The sequence below is a fragment of the Pseudomonas sp. B21-056 genome (assembly GCF_026016325.1).
GTDB lineage: Bacteria > Pseudomonadota > Gammaproteobacteria > Pseudomonadales > Pseudomonadaceae > Aquipseudomonas.
This window is the reverse complement of the sequence record NZ_CP087203.1, coordinates 3,321,147-3,337,725: the sequence shown is the minus strand read 5'-3', so window position 1 is coordinate 3,337,725 and position 16,579 is coordinate 3,321,147. Positions and strand designations below refer to the sequence as shown.

The 16,579-nt window shown below is 61.9% G+C and carries 15 protein-coding genes; 9 read left to right on the top strand and 6 right to left on the bottom strand.

Annotated elements, in window-relative coordinates; translation table 11 throughout:
* Positions 1-4 precede the first annotated feature (4 nt).
* The 3 genes from LOY67_RS14130 to ligD are packed head-to-tail and all read left to right on the top strand — an operon-like array spanning position 5 to position 4,744.
* Positions 5-1,006 carry a class I SAM-dependent methyltransferase gene (locus LOY67_RS14130; protein WP_265063072.1) on the top strand — a complete coding sequence of 334 codons (1,002 nt, stop codon included), beginning with the start codon at positions 5-7 and terminating at the stop codon, positions 1,004-1,006.
* Positions 978-2,141, top strand: coding sequence for a carboxylate-amine ligase (locus LOY67_RS14125; RefSeq protein WP_265063071.1), 1,164 nt, complete (start codon positions 978-980; stop codon positions 2,139-2,141). The genes LOY67_RS14130 and LOY67_RS14125 overlap by 29 nt, the downstream gene beginning before the upstream one ends.
* Positions 2,138-4,744, top strand: a complete 2,607-nt coding sequence (gene ligD / locus LOY67_RS14120; RefSeq protein ID WP_265063070.1) for a DNA ligase D — start codon at positions 2,138-2,140, stop codon at positions 4,742-4,744. Before LOY67_RS14125 ends, ligD begins: the two co-directional genes overlap by 4 nt.
* Before the next feature lie 146 nt (positions 4,745-4,890).
* Here ligD and LOY67_RS14115 read toward each other — a convergent pair whose 3' ends face one another.
* Positions 4,891-5,502: a Yip1 family protein gene (locus LOY67_RS14115; protein WP_265063069.1), complete on the bottom strand. Its 612-nt coding sequence runs from the start codon at positions 5,500-5,502 to the stop codon at positions 4,891-4,893.
* 167 nt (positions 5,503-5,669) lie between these two features.
* Here LOY67_RS14115 and LOY67_RS14110 point away from each other — a divergent pair, with 167 nt between their 5' ends.
* The 3 genes from LOY67_RS14110 to LOY67_RS14100 are packed head-to-tail and all read left to right on the top strand — an operon-like array spanning position 5,670 to position 7,152.
* On the top strand, positions 5,670-6,170 hold the full coding sequence (locus tag LOY67_RS14110) for a CinA family protein (RefSeq protein WP_265063068.1): 501 nt from the start codon (positions 5,670-5,672) through the stop codon (positions 6,168-6,170).
* 9 nt (positions 6,171-6,179) lie between these two features.
* Complete coding sequence (locus tag LOY67_RS14105) at positions 6,180-6,695, top strand: hypothetical protein (protein ID WP_265063067.1); 516 nt, start codon at positions 6,180-6,182, stop codon at positions 6,693-6,695.
* 7 nt (positions 6,696-6,702) lie between these two features.
* Complete coding sequence (locus LOY67_RS14100; protein WP_265063066.1) at positions 6,703-7,152, top strand: DUF421 domain-containing protein; 450 nt, start codon at positions 6,703-6,705, stop codon at positions 7,150-7,152.
* A 153-nt stretch (positions 7,153-7,305) separates the two neighbouring features.
* Here the strand turns inward: LOY67_RS14100 and LOY67_RS14095 are convergent, their stop codons facing one another.
* Complete coding sequence (locus LOY67_RS14095; protein WP_265063065.1) at positions 7,306-8,163, bottom strand: SDR family oxidoreductase; 858 nt, start codon at positions 8,161-8,163, stop codon at positions 7,306-7,308.
* A gap of 189 nt (positions 8,164-8,352) precedes the next feature.
* Here LOY67_RS14095 and LOY67_RS14090 point away from each other — a divergent pair, with 189 nt between their 5' ends.
* The gene (locus LOY67_RS14090) at positions 8,353-8,757 is read left to right on the top strand and encodes a VOC family protein (protein ID WP_265063064.1); all 405 of its coding nucleotides are present in this window, start codon (positions 8,353-8,355) and stop codon (positions 8,755-8,757) included.
* 109 nt (positions 8,758-8,866) lie between these two features.
* On the opposite strand, the gene LOY67_RS14085 is transcribed toward LOY67_RS14090, so the two are convergent.
* Entirely contained in the window at positions 8,867-10,015 is a 1,149-nt protein-coding gene (locus LOY67_RS14085) for a MalY/PatB family protein (RefSeq protein ID WP_265063063.1), read from the bottom strand.
* Between the two features lie 258 nt (positions 10,016-10,273).
* On the opposite strand from LOY67_RS14085, the gene LOY67_RS14080 reads away from it, so the two are divergent.
* Both LOY67_RS14080 and LOY67_RS14075 read left to right on the top strand, forming a co-directional pair.
* On the top strand, positions 10,274-11,566 hold the full coding sequence (locus tag LOY67_RS14080) for an AAA family ATPase (protein WP_265063062.1): 1,293 nt from the start codon (positions 10,274-10,276) through the stop codon (positions 11,564-11,566).
* Positions 11,563-12,222, top strand: a complete 660-nt coding sequence (locus LOY67_RS14075; RefSeq protein WP_265063061.1) for a hypothetical protein — start codon at positions 11,563-11,565, stop codon at positions 12,220-12,222. Before LOY67_RS14080 ends, LOY67_RS14075 begins: the two co-directional genes overlap by 4 nt.
* Positions 12,223-12,284: 62 nt before the next feature.
* Here LOY67_RS14075 and LOY67_RS14070 read toward each other — a convergent pair whose 3' ends face one another.
* The 3 genes from LOY67_RS14070 to LOY67_RS14060 all read right to left on the bottom strand — a co-directional run bounded on the left by LOY67_RS14070 (position 12,285) and on the right by LOY67_RS14060 (position 16,576).
* Positions 12,285-13,229 carry a LysR substrate-binding domain-containing protein gene (locus LOY67_RS14070; RefSeq protein WP_265063060.1) on the bottom strand — a complete coding sequence of 315 codons (945 nt, stop codon included), beginning with the start codon at positions 13,227-13,229 and terminating at the stop codon, positions 12,285-12,287.
* 22 nt (positions 13,230-13,251) lie between these two features.
* The gene (locus tag LOY67_RS14065; protein ID WP_265063059.1) at positions 13,252-14,226 is read right to left on the bottom strand and encodes a quinone oxidoreductase family protein; all 975 of its coding nucleotides are present in this window, start codon (positions 14,224-14,226) and stop codon (positions 13,252-13,254) included.
* A 121-nt stretch (positions 14,227-14,347) separates the two neighbouring features.
* The gene (locus tag LOY67_RS14060) at positions 14,348-16,576 is read right to left on the bottom strand and encodes a xanthine dehydrogenase family protein molybdopterin-binding subunit (RefSeq protein WP_265063058.1); all 2,229 of its coding nucleotides are present in this window, start codon (positions 16,574-16,576) and stop codon (positions 14,348-14,350) included.
* Positions 16,577-16,579: the final 3 nt, after the last annotated feature.

Here is a 16,579-nt window from a genome sequence, read left to right as displayed (position 1 = left end):
CTGCATGAATCAGGAAGAACGCCTGTCCGAACCTGACCTGGCGCTGTTGCAGCTGGGCCGTCGCCTGCAAGCCGACGGTTATCGCTTCATCACGCCGACGCCGCTGACCCACGAACGGGTCAACCAGCGGCCCGGAAACGAGCGTTCCAGGACGTTGCGCGACGTGTTCGGCTGGTCGCGGCCATTTGCGCCGGGGCTGATTTCTGCCGACGAACAGCGTCAACTGCAAGAAGCCGAGGTGCTGGAGGAGCGCGACGGCCTGCTTCACAGCCGGGTGCGCTGGTCGAGCCTGGACGGGTTGCTGTTCGCTCATTCGGCGTTCCCCACCCAGTCCAGCGATTCGGTATTTTTCGGTCCGGACAGTTACCGCTTCGCACAATTGATCCATAGCCACCTGCAACAGAACTTCACGGCAGTGCATCGGGCCGTCGACATCGGCTGCGGCGCGGGTGTCGGCGCGATTGTGATTGCCCGTGCCCGCCGTGAGGCCCAGGTGCTGGCCCTGGACATCAACCCACTGGCCTTGCGCCTGAGCGCGGTCAATGCCGCGTTGGCCGAGGTGGGTAACCTCGAGATCGCCTACAGCGATCTGCTGCAGAACGTGGACGGCCAATTTGACCTGATCGTCGCCAACCCGCCGTACATGGCGGACCCGGCGGAGCGTGCCTATCGCGACGGCGGTGGAGCCCTCGGTGCCGGGCTGTCGTTGCGCATTGTCGAGCAGGCGTTGCCCCGACTCACGCCGGGCGGCTCGCTGGTGCTCTACACCGGAGTGGCAATGGTCGATGGTCGCGATCCGTTCCTGGAGGCACTGGGAACGTGGCGCGATTCGCCGGAGTTTGGCTGGACCTACAAGGAACTGGACCCTGACGTCTTTGGTGAAGAACTGCTGACACCGGGTTACCAGAACGTGGAAAGGATCGCCGTGGTGGCGTTGGTAGTAACCCGCATCGGCGCGGGAATCGGAGGGATTATCGATGAACAGGCGTCTGAAGTTCGGCATTGAAGAGGAATATTTCATCACCGACCTGCAAACCCGCTGCATGCCCGGTCAACCGTCTGAGGCCGCGGTGGCCGAATGCCGGATCGAACTGGGCAAGCATTTCGCCCATGAGATGTTCCAGAGCCAGGTCGAGGTGGCGTCGCCCATCTTTCGCAGCCTGGCCGAGGCCGCCGATTACCTGACCGAGGTGCGTGCGGGGCTGACGCGACGTCTGGCCCCCCATGGCCTGGGATTGCTCAGCGCCGGCTCTCACCCGATGGCTGCCCAGGGATTGCAGCCCACCGACGAATTGCACTTCCAGCAACTGTTCGATGATTACCAGCGGGTGGCCCGGCGCAGCGTGCTCTCGGGCCTGCATGTGCACGTGGAAGTGCCGGTGGATCGCGATCGTGTCCGGGTGATGAACGAGGTCCTGCCCTGGCTGCCGATGTTCCTCGCATTGAGCGCTTCGTCACCGTTCTGGAATGGCGCGTACACCGGGTTCAACAGCTACCGGCAGGTCGCCTGCGATGAATGGCCGCGCATGGGCGTGCCGGAGTTCTTTGAAAACGAATCGGCGTTTGCCGAGTACGTCGACCTGCTCACGCGCACCGGTTCGATTCGCCAGGCCAGCGATTGCTGGTGGGTGATCCGGCCTTCATCGCATTTCCCCACCTTGGAGATGCGCATCTGCGATGCCTGCCCCCGGATCGATGATGTCCTGTGTCTCGTCTCGCTGTTTCGCGTGATGGTGGCCCACGCCGTCGCTCAACCCCAGCCTGGGGACCGCTACAGCCTGACCTCCCAGTGGATCCTCAAGGAAAACCGCTGGCGGGCCAAACGCCACGGGATCCTGGCGGAATTCATCATCGAGGGGCAGGAGCAACCCATGCTCATTGGTGAATGGCTGACCCTGGCCGAACGGACCTTTGGCGAAACGGCCGCGGCCCTGGGCGTTTCCGATGTGTTCAAGCAGGCGCGGCGGATCGTGCAGGAAGGCACCAGTGCCGACCGGCAAGTGGTCCTCTACGAACAAGGGTTGCTGCTGGGGGATTCCCCCGAGCAGGCTCTGGGCCGGGTGGTCGATCAACTGGTATCGGAAACCGCCGGGCTGCCCGTGGCCGATCCGGCGCTACAGCAAGTCGCAGGTGGCCGATGACCAGCAAGAACCTCGATGACTACAACCGCATGCGTGATTTCGCCGCCACCCCGGAGCCGGCGGCGAAGCGCGCGCGCACATCGAAGAAAAGCGCCCACGCGTTGCAGTTCTGCATCCAGAAACACGATGCCTCGCGGCTGCATTACGATTTTCGCCTGGAACTGGACGGCGCGTTGAAGAGCTGGGCGGTGCCCAAGGGGCCGAGCCTGGACCCCAGGTCCAAGCGCCTGGCGGTGCATGTCGAAGACCATCCGCTGGATTACGCAACGTTCGAAGGCAGCATCCCAGAGGGGCATTACGGCGCCGGCGAGGTCATCGTCTGGGACCGGGGCGTGTGGATTCCCCAGGGCGATCCCCACGAAGCCTACGAGAAGGGCCGGCTCAAGTTCGAGCTGCAAGGCGAGAAGCTGGCCGGCTTGTGGAACCTGGTACGCACCCACATGCCGGGCAAGCAGGAACAGTGGTTCCTGATCAAGCACCAGGACGACGCGGCCCGTCCTGAAAGTGAATACGACGTGGTCCAGGCCGAGCCGGACAGCGTGCTCAGCGATCGCACCATCGTGCCCAAGCGCCGGGGCAAGGCTGCCGCTGCTACCAAAGCGGTGAAGCAGCCGGATAAACCCAGCAAACCCAAGGCATCGAAAAAAACCTCGAAAAGCACCCTCAGTGGCGCAGTCGCCGGGCCGATTCCCGAGACGCTCAAGCCGGAACTGGCGACCCTGGTGGAAAGCGCCCCCGACGGCGAATGGCTCTATGAAATCAAATTCGACGGCTATCGGGTCATGGCCCGTATCGAAAAGGGAGATGTGCGCCTGATCACCCGCAACGGCCACGACTGGACCCACAAGTTGCCCAGGCAAGCCGAGGCCCTGGCCGGGCTGGGGCTTGAGTCGGCCTGGCTTGACGGGGAAATGGTGGTGGCCAACGAGCAGGGCGTGCCGGATTTCCAGGCGCTGCAAAACGCCTTCGAGGTCGGCAGCAGTGGCAAGATCGCCTATTACCTGTTCGACCTGCCTTATCTCAATGGCATGGACCTGCGCAAAGTGCCGGTGGAACAACGCCGGGCTGCGCTGGCGGCGGTGCTGGAGGGCAATGAGGATCCGTTGCTGCATTTCTCCGATGCCTTCGAAGAAACCCCGGAGGCCTTGCTCAACAGCGCCTGCCAGATGCAGATGGAAGGGCTGATCGGCAAGCGCGCCGGCAGTGCCTACGTGTCCCGGCGCAGCAGTGACTGGATCAAGCTCAAGTGCAAGAATCGCCAGGAGTTCGTGGTGGTTGGTTTCAGCGAACCCAAGGGCGCCCGCAGTGCGTTCGGTGCTTTGCTGCTGGGGTTGCACGACGCTGACAGCGGTGAATTGCGCTACGCCGGCAAGGTCGGCACCGGCTTCAACGAAACCACCCTCAAAAGCATCCACCAACAGTTGCTGCCCCTGGAAACGAAGAAGGCCGCCGTGGTCAACCCGCCCACCGGCTACGAAGCCAAGGGCGTGCATTGGCTCAAGCCGACGTTGCTGGCCGAAGTGGCGTATGCCGAGATGACCAAGGAAGGCTCGGTGCGCCACGCGGTATTCCATGGCCTACGCAGTGATAAACCGGCCAAGGAGATTACCCAGGAGCGCCCGAAAACCGTGGACAAGCCTGCTGACACCAAAAAAGCACCCGCTAAGTCCACAGCAAAAGCCAAGGGCAAAGCCACCCAGGCACCGGCGATGGAGGGCAAGGTGCGGATCACTCACCCCGACCGGGTCATCGACGCCACCAGCGGCACCACCAAGCTGCAATTGGCCGAGTATTACGCCAGCGTCGCCGAATTCATTCTGCCGGAACTGGCCGAGCGTCCGGTGGCCCTGGTGCGGGCACCGGACGGCATTGCCGGTGAGCTGTTCTTTCAGAAGAACGCCGAGCGCTTGGCGATTCCTGGAATTACCAGTCTGGACAAGGCACTGACCGGGCAGCCGGTGATGATCATCAACAACGCCGAGGCGCTGATCGGTGCGGTGCAGATGAGTACGGTGGAACTGCACACCTGGAACGCCACCTCAGTGGATCTGGACAAGCCGGACCGTTTCGTCCTCGACCTCGACCCGGACCCTGCGTTGCCGTGGAAGAGCATGGTCGAAGCCACTCAACTGACCCTGTCGGTGCTCGACGAGCTGGGCCTCAAGGCGTTTCTCAAGACCAGTGGCGGCAAGGGCATCCATGTGGTGGTGCCGCTGACACGCAAACTCGGCTGGGACGAGGTCAAGGGGTTCAGCCACGCCATCGTCAGCCACATGGCGAAGCTGCTGCCGGACCGTTTCTCTGCGGTGTCCGGGCCGAAGAACCGGGTAGGACGGATCTTCATCGACTACCTGCGCAACGGCCTGGGTGCCACCACCATCTGCGCCTATGCCGCCCGCACCCGGGAAGGGCTGCCGGTGTCGGTGCCGATCTATCGAGAGGAAGTGGCGCAGCTCAAGGGGGCGAACCTGTGGAATGTGCACAACGTCCATGAGCGCTTGGCGGAAGTGGGGCACGAGCCTTGGGCCGACCTGAAGAAAACCCGCCAGAGCATCACGGCCGACATGCTTCGGCGGATTGGGATGAAGAAAACGGATAAATAATAGGGATTTGCAGTGGACTTCTGTGGCGAGGGGATTTATCCCCGCTGGGCTGCGCAGCGGCCCCAAAATCTTAGGGCCGCTTCGCGCCCCAGCGGGGATAAATCCCCTCGCCACAGAAGCGTCCGGCGCAGGATCCCATCGGTTGATCAACTTACAGGAAACCGCAGGTACTCCGGCTGCAAAACGTTGAACCACAACAAGATCATCTCCACCAGCATGGTCACCAATACCAGCAACCCAACCCCCCAGACACTCGCCGAGTACAACAGCCCTTGTTCCTTCTTCAGGCTCATGAACCTTGGCAAGCCGATAAACAACAGGTAGGTCGAATAGACCGAAGCGGCCAGCAACACGGCCACCGCCAGCCAGCGGCTGGGGTAAAGCCCGGAAATCCCGGCCAGGAAGTACGGCGTGGCGGTATAGGCGGCGAAGCCGATGCACTGGTTGACCGTCGGGCGTGCGTCGAAGGTGCGTGACATCCAGCGAATGAACAGGCCCAGGAGCGCCACGCCGGCGACGATGGTCAGGTACAGCAGCACGCACAGTTGCAGGGCGCTGGCGGTCGTGAGCCGTACCGTTTCGTTTTCAGCCAGGCTCCAACCGGTCCAGGTGGTGCCGATGAACAGGCACACCGCCGGGATCAGCGCCAGCAACAACAAGTGAGCGAGGTAGTGGCGCGGGTGGGCCTGTTCTTCTTCGCGGATGTCCTGCCAGGCGAACTCGGGGTGCGTGAACAGTTTGACGAAAGGTGCGGACATGACGACCTCCTGAACGAGACAGCCTCAGCGTGAGGCCCTTATGGGTTTGAGGTGCAGGATTTAGCCGGGGTTTCATTTATTTGGCGCGGCGTGCCGGGAGGCGATCAGAGGGAATGAATCCAGGCGACGGGGGTCAACCCATCAGCATCCCTGAAGGACTCCGTACCATGACCGTCGCCCAATCCCTGGTTGATTACCTGCGAGACCATGACCTGCGCCTGACCACGGCCGAATCCTGTACCGCCGGCCAGATCGTCACACTGCTGGCCGAAGTGCCGGGCAGCGGTTCGCTGATCGAAAGCGGTTACGTGGTGTATTCCCCGGAGGCGAAACAACGGCTGCTGGGCGTGAGTCCACGGACCATCGACACCTTCAATCTCACCAGTCGCGAAGTGGCGCAAGAAATGGCCCTCGGCGCCTTGCACGATGCCAACGCCAACGTGGCGGTGGCCACCACCGGTATCCTCGGGCCGGACGACATGGATGGCATTCCCGCCGGCACCGTGTGCTTCGCCTGGGCCTTCGAGATCAAGGGCAAACGGGCGCTGTTCAGCCGCCAGGAGCGCTTTTTCGGGACGCGCGGCCAGGTGCAGTTGTGGGCCGCCGAGCACGCACTGTTGCAACTGCGGCACTTTCACCAGCGTGCCCTGGCGGGTGAGCAGCGATAGGACCTCCTGATGAACAATCCCACCGAGCCGGAAGATTTTCACAGCCGCGAGTTTCCGATACGCGAAGACATGGCGTATCAGCTCAAGGTCTGGCGCTTCGAGCGAGTCGGCTGGTATGTGTTGGTGCTGTTGGTGATCCTGACCTTGCTCGGGCTGTTTTCCCGCGGCCCGCTGAGCTCCCGTGAGGTACAGAGCAGTGATGGTCGGCTGGGCGTCAAGTATGAGTTGTTTCATCGCAACGGCTCCACCAACGCAATGATCCTCCATCTCAAGGGCCAGCCCGGCGCGCTACTGGAGGTGGAGTTGGGCGGTGACTGGCTGGAGGGCTTCGACGTGCAGGCGCTGCAGCCGCAGCCCGTGCGGTCGGCAAGTGTGGGGCAGGGGCTGAAGGTGTGGGTCCAGGCCGACGCCGAGGGCAAAGCGAGCCTGTACCTGTCGTTGGTCAGTGCCGGGCTGGGGACGTATCACAGCCGTATTGCCATGCCCGGCAGCGCGGTCAGTTTCGATCAATTCATTTTCCCTTAGGTGACCTATGGACTCCGTGCTGCGCGCCGCCGCGATGTACCTGGCTTTGATGGTGCTGTTCAAGATCGCCGGCCGCCGCTCCCTGGCGGACCTCACCACCTTCGACTTCGTGCTGCTGATGATCATCGGCGAGGCCACCCAGCAGGCCCTGCTGGGGGACGATTTTTCGCTGACCAATGCGCTGATGGTGATCGTGACGCTGATCGCCATCGACGTTGGCCTGTCGCTGCTCAAACAGCGCTCCCAATGGGTTTCGCAGTTGGTCGATGGCGGCCCGACCATCATTGTTGAGGACGGCCGGATCCTCCAGGGTCGCATGCGCCTTGCCCGGCTGGTGGAAGCAGACATCATGGAAGCGGCGCGCTCGAGCCAGGGGATCGAGACCCTGGCGCAGATCAAGTTTGCGATTATCGAGCGCAATGGGAAGATTTCGGTGATTGCCAAGGAGTCGTCCTGAGCAGCAACCATAGTGTGCAGTGTTTTTTGTGGCGAGGGGATTTATCCCCGCTGGGCTGCGCAGCAGCCCCAAAATCTTAGGGCCGCTGCGCGCCCCAGCGGGGCGGTGCGACGTTTCGCTAAATCCCCTCGCCACATAGGAACTCACCAGAACTTAGAGGATCGGCTTGCCCCCCGTGATCCCATACCTTGAGCCCGAGATATAGCTCGACTCATCCGACGCCAACAGCACATAGATCGGCGCCACTTCCACCGGTTGGCCCGGACGGCCCAGGGGTGTCTGGGAGCCGAAATTCTGGACCTCTTCCTCAGGCATGGTCGCAACGATCAGCGGTGTCCAGATAGGCCCCGGCGCCACGCTGTTCACCCGGATGCCCTTGGGCCCGAGCATCTGCGCCAGGCCCCCGGTGAAGTTGGCGATGGCGCCCTTGGTGGTGGCATAGGCCAGCAGGGTCGGCTTGGGCATGTCGGAATTGACCGAGCTGGTGTTGATGATCGAGCCGCCGACCTGCATGTGCGGCACGGCAGCCTGGCAGATCCTGAACATCGACGTGATGTTGATATCGAACGTGCGCACCCATTCTTCGTCCGGAATGTCCTCCAGATGCTCGTGGGTCATCTGGAACGCGGCATTGTTGACCAGGACATCGATGCGTCCGAAGCGGGCGACGGTCTCGTCGACGATTTTGCGGCACTGGGCCTTATCCGCCAGGTCGCCCGGCAGCAACAGGCACTGGCGGCCGGCCTGTTCGACCCAGCGGGCGGTTTCCCGGGCGTCTTCGTGTTCGTCCAGATAAGAGATGGCCACATCCGCGCCTTCACGGGCAAAAGCAATCGCCACGGCGCGACCAATGCCGCTGTCGGCACCGGTGATCAGCGCGATTTTGCTCGCCAGGCGCCCGGAACCGGTGTAACTCTGTTCGCCGCAATCGGGATACGGGTCCATTTTTCGCTGGGTGCCGGGCACCGGTTGGCTTTGTTTCGGGAAAGGCGGGGTAGGGTAATCGACCATGTCGTTCTCCAGGCTGATGTGGATGCGATGGAGGGTGGACCCTGGTCTTTTCAGCAGAGTTCGGTTGGATCATTCAGTCAGTCGATGAGCGTTGCGCGGGGCGTTTCGTCGATCAATAGTTCACCGCAGCGAACGTTTGGGGAGCAGGAATTCTCCAATGGCTATGCGCAACTCAATAAGGAGATGGGATTGTTCAGTCATATACAGATCGGTGCGCGGGACTTGCCGAAGATGATCGCTTTCTATGATGCAGTCCTGGGCTGCCTGGGCCTGGTGCGCATGGACAGCGAAAACGATTGCGGCCCGCCCGGAGAAGGCTGGCATCAACCTGGCAAGCGCTGGCCCCAGGTATTCGTGCAACAACCCTTCAACGGCTTGCCCGCGACGTGGGGCAACGGCATGCAGGTCAGCTTCGCGGCCGACTCACCGCAAACCGTGCGCGCCGCCTGGGACCTGGCCATTGCCATGGGCGGCTTCGACGAAGGCCCGCCGGGCCCGAGGCCGCAGTACTCGGAAGGCTATTTCGGCGCGTATTGCCGGGATCCGGAGGGGAACAAGCTGTGTTTTGTGTATGCGCCGGATATGCATGAGTAGCCACTGATCCAACTGTGGCAAGAGGGATCATCTGTGGCGAGGGGGTTTATCCCCTCGCCACAGGACATCCTTCTACAGATACATCCCTTGCCACAGCCTGTTTCAATAATCAGCGCCGTGCCTTCAGGCTTTTTTCCATCCGCGCAATCCCTTCCTCCAGCAGCGCCCGCGGGCAGCCGAAGTTCAGGCGCACGAACTGTTGGGCATCGTCGCCAAAATCCAGGCCGGCGCTGAGCCCCACCTTGGCCTCATTGAGGAAGAACGCTTGCGGGTCGGCCAACCCCAACCCCGAACAGTCCAGCCACGCCAGGTAGGTACCCTGGGGCACGTTCATGGTGATGCCGGGCAAGCGGCTCTGCACCGCATTGACCAGGTAATCGCGGTTGGCTTGCAGATACGCCTTCAACGCTTCGAGCCATGGACCGCCCTCGCTGTAGGCCGCCCGGGTCGCCTCCAGACCCAGGGCATTGACGCTGTCGACCATGCCGGCCCGGGCATTGTTGACCCGCTCACGCACCTTGGCGTTCTGGATAATGGCGAACGAGGTTTTCAGCCCGGCGATGTTGTAGGCCTTGCTGGCGGACATCAGGGTGATGGTGCGCTCGGCGATGTCCGGGCTGAGGGTGGCGGTGGGAATGTGCACCCGGCCGTCGAAACACAGCTCGGCATGGATCTCGTCGGAGATGATCCAGGCGTCCTGCTCCAGGCAGATGTCCGCCACGGCCTTGAGCTCTTCCCGGTCGAACACCTTGCCCAGCGGGTTGTGGGGATTGCTCAGCAGCAGGGCGCCACCACCGTGCAAGGCCTCGCGCAACGCTGCAAGGGGCGTGCGGAACCCGCCGTTGACCGGGTCGAACGGCAATTCCACCTTGTTCAACTGCCAGTGCCCCGGCGCATTGCGCAGCGGCGGGTAATTGGGCACCTGCACCACGACATTCTGCTGCGGCGCCACCAACCCATGCAGGGCCATGTTGAAACCCGGCTCCACCCCCGGCAGGAACACGATCTGCTGGGGCTCGACGCGCCAGGCGTACTTGTTCCAGAGATCGGCGACGATGGCCGCACGCAGACTGTCCTGGGCCACGCTGTAGCCAAGCATCGGATGCTCGAGGCGTTTGCGCAGCGCATCGATGACCACGGGCGGGGCAGCGAAGTCCATATCGGCCACCCACATGGGCAATATATCGGCCGGGTAGCGACTCCATTTGGTGCTGCCGGTACCGTGGCGCTCGAACACTGAGTCGAAATCGAAAGTCATGGTCGTTCCATCAGTCAGGGAAGTGAGATGGTGAGCATGATAGAGCAAAGATTCTGTGGGAACATCGGCTCCGCACTGTGGCCCACCAGCAAAACGGATAGCCATATCTACGTATCAGTAGGAAGCGCCGCGCAGAGGATGCGAACGATTGCTTAGGAATAGGCACAGCTGCCTAGTATGATTGTTCTCCGAAACCCGCTAGACCGTGGAGTATCACTGCGGCTGTTCGTGGCGCCCGAATGATTGGAGACTCTACCCGTGCTTAAAAACCTGACGTTCGAAGGTGTTGGTCCTGCTGAGAAGCTCGCCATAGACTTCAAGTCGCGCCTCAATTTCTTGACTGGGGACAATGGCCTGGGCAAGAGTTTTGTGCTGGATATTGCCTGGTGGTCACTTACCCGCACCTGGCCCAGAGAAGGGATCGCCACTCCCCGTAAGAATGCCAGAGAATCGAGCATCGCCTACTGCTACAAAGGCAGTACGGGTGATTTTTCCTACAAAAGTAACTTTGACCATGGTACCCAGCAATGGTCAGTCAAGCAGAGCCGCCCAGCGATTCCGGGGGTGGTGATTTATGCAGGCGTTGACGGAAGTTTCTCTGTCTGGGACCCGGCTCGTAACTATTGGAAGGGTGATAAGGGAGAGACAGCGGCGCCGAACCGACCGCGGAGCTTCGATTTTTCACCTGACGCCGTCTGGAACGGACTTCTTTCCAGTGACGGAAAAACCCAGCTGTGCAATGGACTGATCAGTGATTGGGTTTTATGGCAAGAAGGTGCTAAACCCGCTTTTGACGATCTGGTAAAGGTGCTGGATGCACTTTCGCCCTCCGGAGTGGAAAAGATGCGACCTGGGGAGCCAATGCGCGTGGGTGACAGCGTCAGGGATATTCCTTCATTGCGTATGCCCTATGGACAAGATGTACCGTTGACTCAGGCCTCTGCGGGGATGCGTCGTATTGCCGCTCTGGCCTATCTGCTGGTATGGACCTGGCGGGAGCATCAACTCGCTTATGAACGGTATCGAGTACCAGCGGCAAGAGAGATTATTTTTCTGATCGACGAAATTGAGTGCCATCTGCACCCGCAATGGCAGCGTCGTATTGTTCCTGCCTTGCTGAATGTCATGAATGCACTAACTGGCACTCGTGATGTGCCTGTTCAACTGTTGGCTGCAACCCATTCACCTTTGGTATTGGCCTCTGTCGAACCAGAGTTTGACAACGAACGCGACTGTATCTGGGACTTCGATCTGGTTGGGAATGAGGTCCAGGCTTCTCTCTATCCTTATTCGCGTAAGGGCGACGTCAACGCCTGGTTATCGTCGGAGGTATTCAATCTGAAGGAACCAGGTTCTATCGCCGCCGAGGAAGCATTGGAGCGGGCTCGGACTTTTTTGCGGGAGGTGACTTCTCAGCAAAAGCCCCTGACGGCAGGTCAGCAGAGCACTTTGAGAGAAATCGACTCAGCGCTGCGAGGCAGCCTGAGTGATGTTGATTCTTTCTGGATACGCTGGAGCCATTTCCGCGAGCAGCAGGTGGGCGGCGCATGATCAGAGTTGAATGCGCAGATGAGCCGGAAACCTTCGAAGGATTAGTAAGAACGCCGGGGCTTCGGGCTATTGCCGAACTGGTTGGAGAACCCAATCTGCCCAAACGCAGAGGGCGCCCCAGGAAACAGTTGGCCGACGTACCGGAAGACATTCCAGCCGACAAGTTCCCACCTTTGTGGACAGAGGCCTTACCAGATTTGATGGACGCGTACGGTCGACTCTGCGCGTATGTTTGCATTTATATCGAGCGTGTCACCGGTGGTGGTTCGGTGGACCATATGCTGCCCAAATCCAGGGCTTGGCAGGATATCTATGAGTGGAACAACTATCGGCTGGCCTGCACATTAATGAACACTCGAAAAAATCATTATCAGGATGTCCTGGATCCTTTCGAGGTCGAAGAAGGATGGTTCCGCCTCGAACTGATTGGTTATCAGGTTATTCCGGGGATTGACCTTGATCCCGCTGTCAGTGCTCGCGTGATTGCCACCATCACGCGTCTGAAGCTTAACGACCGGGAGTGCCTGAAGGTTCGCGAAGACTATGCAACGGCATTTGCTGAGGGCGACATCTCGCTGGAGTATTTACGTCGGCGAGCACCTTTCCTTGCGATGGAAATTGAGGCTCAGGGAGCCGCGCCGCGTATACAGGCTTAAGGGGTTAAGCCTGGAAGCAATCTCGACCGTTTCGTTGACGCACTACGGGAGGAAATCCTGAATCAGTGAGCGACATCCGCGGATCCAGACAAATCCCAGGGCGCCCCTTGCGCAAACTCCGTCTCCATCCAGTGCTTGAACGCCATGGTCGCTGCCGCGTTGTACCGGGCGGACGGGCGTACCAGGTAAACGCCGGCGTCCGCGTCGAGCTGCCAGTCGGGCAGGACCCGGACCAGATTGCCGGACTGGATGTCCCGCGTCATCAGCCATTCACCACCGGCAATGATGCCCAGCCCCATGCGCGCAGCGGACAGCAGGGCCTCGTTGTCGTTGCTGACCAGGCTGCTGCGCAGCCTGACGGTGACTTGATCGTCCTTGCCTGCCAGTTTCCATTCCGGATATGAATGCAGCCCGGTGAAGCCGAGGCTGTTGTGATGCTCCAGGTCTGCGGGGGTCTTCGGTTCGCCGTGACGAGCGAGGTAGGCGGGTGCGGCACAGAGGATCCGGAGGTGTTCGCACAGCTTCCTGGCGACCAGTCGGCTGTCCGGGAGCTCACCGATCCGAATCGCCGCATCGAACCCCTCGGCGACGATATCGACGAATCGCTCCGCATACTCCACCTCCAGCGAAACGTCGGGATAGGCCAGGGAAAAGGCCGAGACCATCGGACTGAGCCACAGCCGTCCCATTGCCGCCGGTAAGGCGATGCGCAAGCGCCCCCTGACCTGTGCCGCACCCAATGCCGCCTCCTGCTCCGCTTGGGCAATCAGGCTCACGGCATGACGAAGCCGCTCCACCAGGCGTTCGCCTTCATCGGTAAAACGCAGCTGCCGCGTGGTACGTTCCACCAGGCGGATGCCCAGGCGCGCCTCCATTGCCCCCAGGCGTTTTGACAACACCGACGGATGCCGTTGCAGCACCCGTCCGGCGGCGGCAAAGGAGCCGTGCTCGGAGAGCGCGAGGAGTGTCGCGAGTTCGTCAGCCTGTCGGCTATCGAGCAGGTCCATGCAACGGCATACCTCTCTGGATTCATGGATTGAGGACGATAGCACCCTGTGACAGCCCGCTTTCCAGATCGGCGTGGGCGAGGGCAGCATCCGCCAATGGGTAGCGACGCCAGAGCGCAGGCGTGATGATACCGTCGGTGACTGCACGCAGCACATCGTTGGCGCGCTGCTGATACTCCTGGGTGTTGGCCGTGTGGGCGGCGAGGGACGGTCGGGTCAGGAACAGCGAGCCTTTGGCGTTGAGGGTGCTCAGTTCCACAGCCGTCGGTGCGCCGGAGGTCATGCCGAACGATACCATCAGTCCTCGTGGACGCAGGCTGTCGAGGGACGCTTCGAAAGAAACTCGTCCGATGGGGTCATACACGACATCGACCTTTTGCCCGTCGGTGATCCGGGCCACCTCGGTGGCGAGCGTCGCGGCGTCGAACACCAGCACCTCGTCACAACCGGCCGCCCTGGCACGCTCGACACTCTCTGGCTTGGAAACGACGCCTATCACGAAGGCGCCAAGGTGTTTGGCCCATGGCACCATGATCTGTCCCAGCGCCCCGGCAGCACCGTACAGCAGCACCCTGACGCCTGGACCGACGGGGTATGTCGTCTTCAGCAGATAGTGCGCGGTAATGCCTTTGAACAGCACGGCGGCCGCCTCATCGAAACCAACGTCATCGGCAATTTTCACCAGTCGGTTTGCCGGGTAGAGGCGTCCGCTGGCATAAGCACCGAGGGGGCCCGTGGCGTAGGCGACCCGGTCACCCACGGCGACCTCGACGACCCCCGGGCCGACCGCCGCAACAGTCCCGGCCCCTTCCAGGCCGAGTCCGCAGGGCAGGGGCACCCGCACTGCGCCGACACGCTGGCTCACGTCCAGAGGGTTGACCCCTATGGCCGACTGTTCGAGCCAGACTTCTCCGGGGCCCGGTAACTGCGGGGCGGTTTCACCGAGCCGCAGAACCTCGGGCCCGCCTGTTTGTTGAAGGGTGACAATGCTGACCATGTGGAACTCCCGGCACGTTGTTTGTGCTGGGAGTTTTAAGGATCAGGTCAGTGGGCACCAGTCAGGGGCGGTGCAGTTCATTCTGGCACCGGGTGCAGCAATCTGCGCCTGCCGCTACGCATCATGGGAACGGCAACTGACGCACTGGCTTGCCCGTCAGGCTCGCCAGCGCATTCGCAAAGGCCGGCGCCAACGCCGGCAGGCCGGGCTCGCCCATGCCGGTGGGTGGTTCGGCGCTGGGTACGATGTGAATGGAAAACTCCGGTGTGTCGGTGATGCGCGGCACGCTGAAGTCGGCGAAATTGCTTTGTTGCACGACACCGTCCTTCAAGGTGATGGCGCCGCCCGGCAGGCACATGGATAAACCCATGAGGGCCGCCCCTTGCACCTGCGCCTCGACGCTGCGCGGGTTGACGACCAGGTTGCAATGGACGCCCGCGGTCACCTGATGCAGCACCGGACGGCCGTTCTGTACCGAGGCCTGGACCACGTAGGCCACCACCGAACTGAATGACTCGTGCACCGCCACGCCCCAGGCCCGGCCGTCGGGCAGTGGATCCTTGCCATAGCCGCTTTTGTCCACCGCCAGTTGCAGCGCGGCGCGATGGCGCGGGCTTTGATCGGCAAACAGTTTCATCCGATAGGCCACGGGATCCTGCCGGGTTGTCCGCGCTATCTCATCGATCAAGGTTTCCATGACAAAAGCCGTGTGGGTGGAGCCCACGCTGCGCCACCACAACACCGGTACATTGAGCTTGGGGTGATGCACGGTCAGGCGCATCGGCAGTGGATAGGGATTGCGCAGGCCTTCCGTGGCGGTGGGGTCGATGCCGTTTTTCACCCGAGCGCCGAACATCGTGCCGGCAAGGATCGATTGCCCGACCAGGACGTGATCCCAGGCCAGTACGTTGCCGTCGTCATCGAAGCCGATACGGGCGCGATGCAAATGCATGGGACGGTAGTAGCCGCCCTTGATGTCGTCTTCACGGCTCCACAGGGTACGGATGGGAGCATCGAGCCCTGCGGTGCGCGCAGCCTTGGCGACCTCGCACGCCAGGACAACGAAGTCACCGCTGGGCACGCCACGCCGACCGAAGCCACCGCCTGCCGTCTGCACATTCACCTGGACTTGCTCAGGCTTGAGATTCAACACCCGTGCAGCGGCAATACCGTCGCCGCCGGGGAACTGCGTGCCGACCCACAACTGGGCGCGATCCTCGGAAACCTGCACGGTGCAGTTCAACGGCTCCATGGGCGCATGGGCAAGGTAGGGGAACAGGACCTCGGCTTCCAATTGATGCGGGGCCGTGGCAAGCGGCGTCATGTCGGCCTCGAAATGAAGCGGGCCGGGCTGGTTGGCCAGGTCGCGGTATTGAGCCAGTTGCTGTTCGCTGTCGACCTTCTCGACTGTGGACGCATCCCATTGCAGCTTGAGTGCATCGCGACCCGTTTTCGCCTGCCAGTAGCCGTCTGCGACCACCGCCACACCTTCGGCGCCGCCATCCAATGGCACGCGCAAGACCGCTTTCACCCCCTTGATGGCTCGCGCCGCGCTGTCATCCAGCGAGGCGATGCGGGCGCCGAATACAGGAGGGCGGGCCACCACGGCAGTGAGCTGTCCGGGCAGGTGCATGTCGATGCCGAAATCCTGGCGGCCGCTGCTCTTGGCCTTGGCATCGATGCGCGTCGTGGCCTGGCCGATGATGCGAAAGTCCTTGGGGTCCTTGAGGGTGACTTTCTCCGGTACGGGCTGCGCCATCGCTGCTTCGGCGAGTTCGCCGTAGCTGGCTTTTCGGCCTCCCGGGCCGAGCACCATACTCGCCTGGGTACTCAGGCTCGCCACCTCCACGTTCCAGCGCGCGGCCGCCGCGGCGAGCAACATGGCGCGAGCACGGGCGCCCAGTTCGCGGTACTGGGTGTAGCTGTTCTTGATCGAGTTGGAGCCGCCGGTGAGGTGCATGCCGAAATTCGGATCCTGATAGGCCGCGTCGTTGCTGCCATTGCGGGTGCGCACCAGGTTCCAGTCGGCGTCGAGCTCTTCGGCAAGGATCATGGGCAGCCCGGTCTGCACGCCCTGGCCGAACTCCAGGCGGTTGATCGTGACTGTTACCTCGCCGTTGGGCGCGATCTGCACGAATGCGGACGGTTGCTGGGTCGGCTTGAGCCCTTGCGCGCCGTCGCCAACTTGCTGGGCCAGGGCCAGGTGCGGAAATGCGCCCAAGGCCAGCCCGCCGATGCCGACGATCTTGAGGAAGCTGCGCCGGGGGAATGCGGCGGGGCCGTCCATCTCATCAGTGAAGATCGATTGCAGGGGGCGAGGAAACTCGTCCGGGAAAATATCGTTCAGCATGGC

Coding starts and splice junctions, on each gene's coding strand:
- LOY67_RS14060 (WP_265063058.1), bottom strand. CDS start 16,576: ATGCTGAACGATATTTTCCCGGACGAGTTTCCTCGCCCCCTGCAATCG.
- LOY67_RS14130 (WP_265063072.1), top strand. CDS start 5: ATGAATCAGGAAGAACGCCTGTCCGAACCTGACCTGGCGCTGTTGCAG.
- LOY67_RS14070 (WP_265063060.1), bottom strand. CDS start 13,229: ATGGACCTGCTCGATAGCCGACAGGCTGACGAACTCGCGACACTCCTC.
- LOY67_RS14115 (WP_265063069.1), bottom strand. CDS start 5,502: ATGTCCGCACCTTTCGTCAAACTGTTCACGCACCCCGAGTTCGCCTGG.
- LOY67_RS14110 (WP_265063068.1), top strand. CDS start 5,670: ATGACCGTCGCCCAATCCCTGGTTGATTACCTGCGAGACCATGACCTG.
- ligD (WP_265063070.1), top strand. CDS start 2,138: ATGACCAGCAAGAACCTCGATGACTACAACCGCATGCGTGATTTCGCC.
- LOY67_RS14065 (WP_265063059.1), bottom strand. CDS start 14,226: ATGGTCAGCATTGTCACCCTTCAACAAACAGGCGGGCCCGAGGTTCTG.
- LOY67_RS14075 (WP_265063061.1), top strand. CDS start 11,563: ATGATCAGAGTTGAATGCGCAGATGAGCCGGAAACCTTCGAAGGATTA.
- LOY67_RS14105 (WP_265063067.1), top strand. CDS start 6,180: ATGAACAATCCCACCGAGCCGGAAGATTTTCACAGCCGCGAGTTTCCG.
- LOY67_RS14100 (WP_265063066.1), top strand. CDS start 6,703: ATGGACTCCGTGCTGCGCGCCGCCGCGATGTACCTGGCTTTGATGGTG.
- LOY67_RS14125 (WP_265063071.1), top strand. CDS start 978: ATGAACAGGCGTCTGAAGTTCGGCATTGAAGAGGAATATTTCATCACC.
- LOY67_RS14085 (WP_265063063.1), bottom strand. CDS start 10,015: ATGACTTTCGATTTCGACTCAGTGTTCGAGCGCCACGGTACCGGCAGC.
- LOY67_RS14095 (WP_265063065.1), bottom strand. CDS start 8,163: ATGGTCGATTACCCTACCCCGCCTTTCCCGAAACAAAGCCAACCGGTG.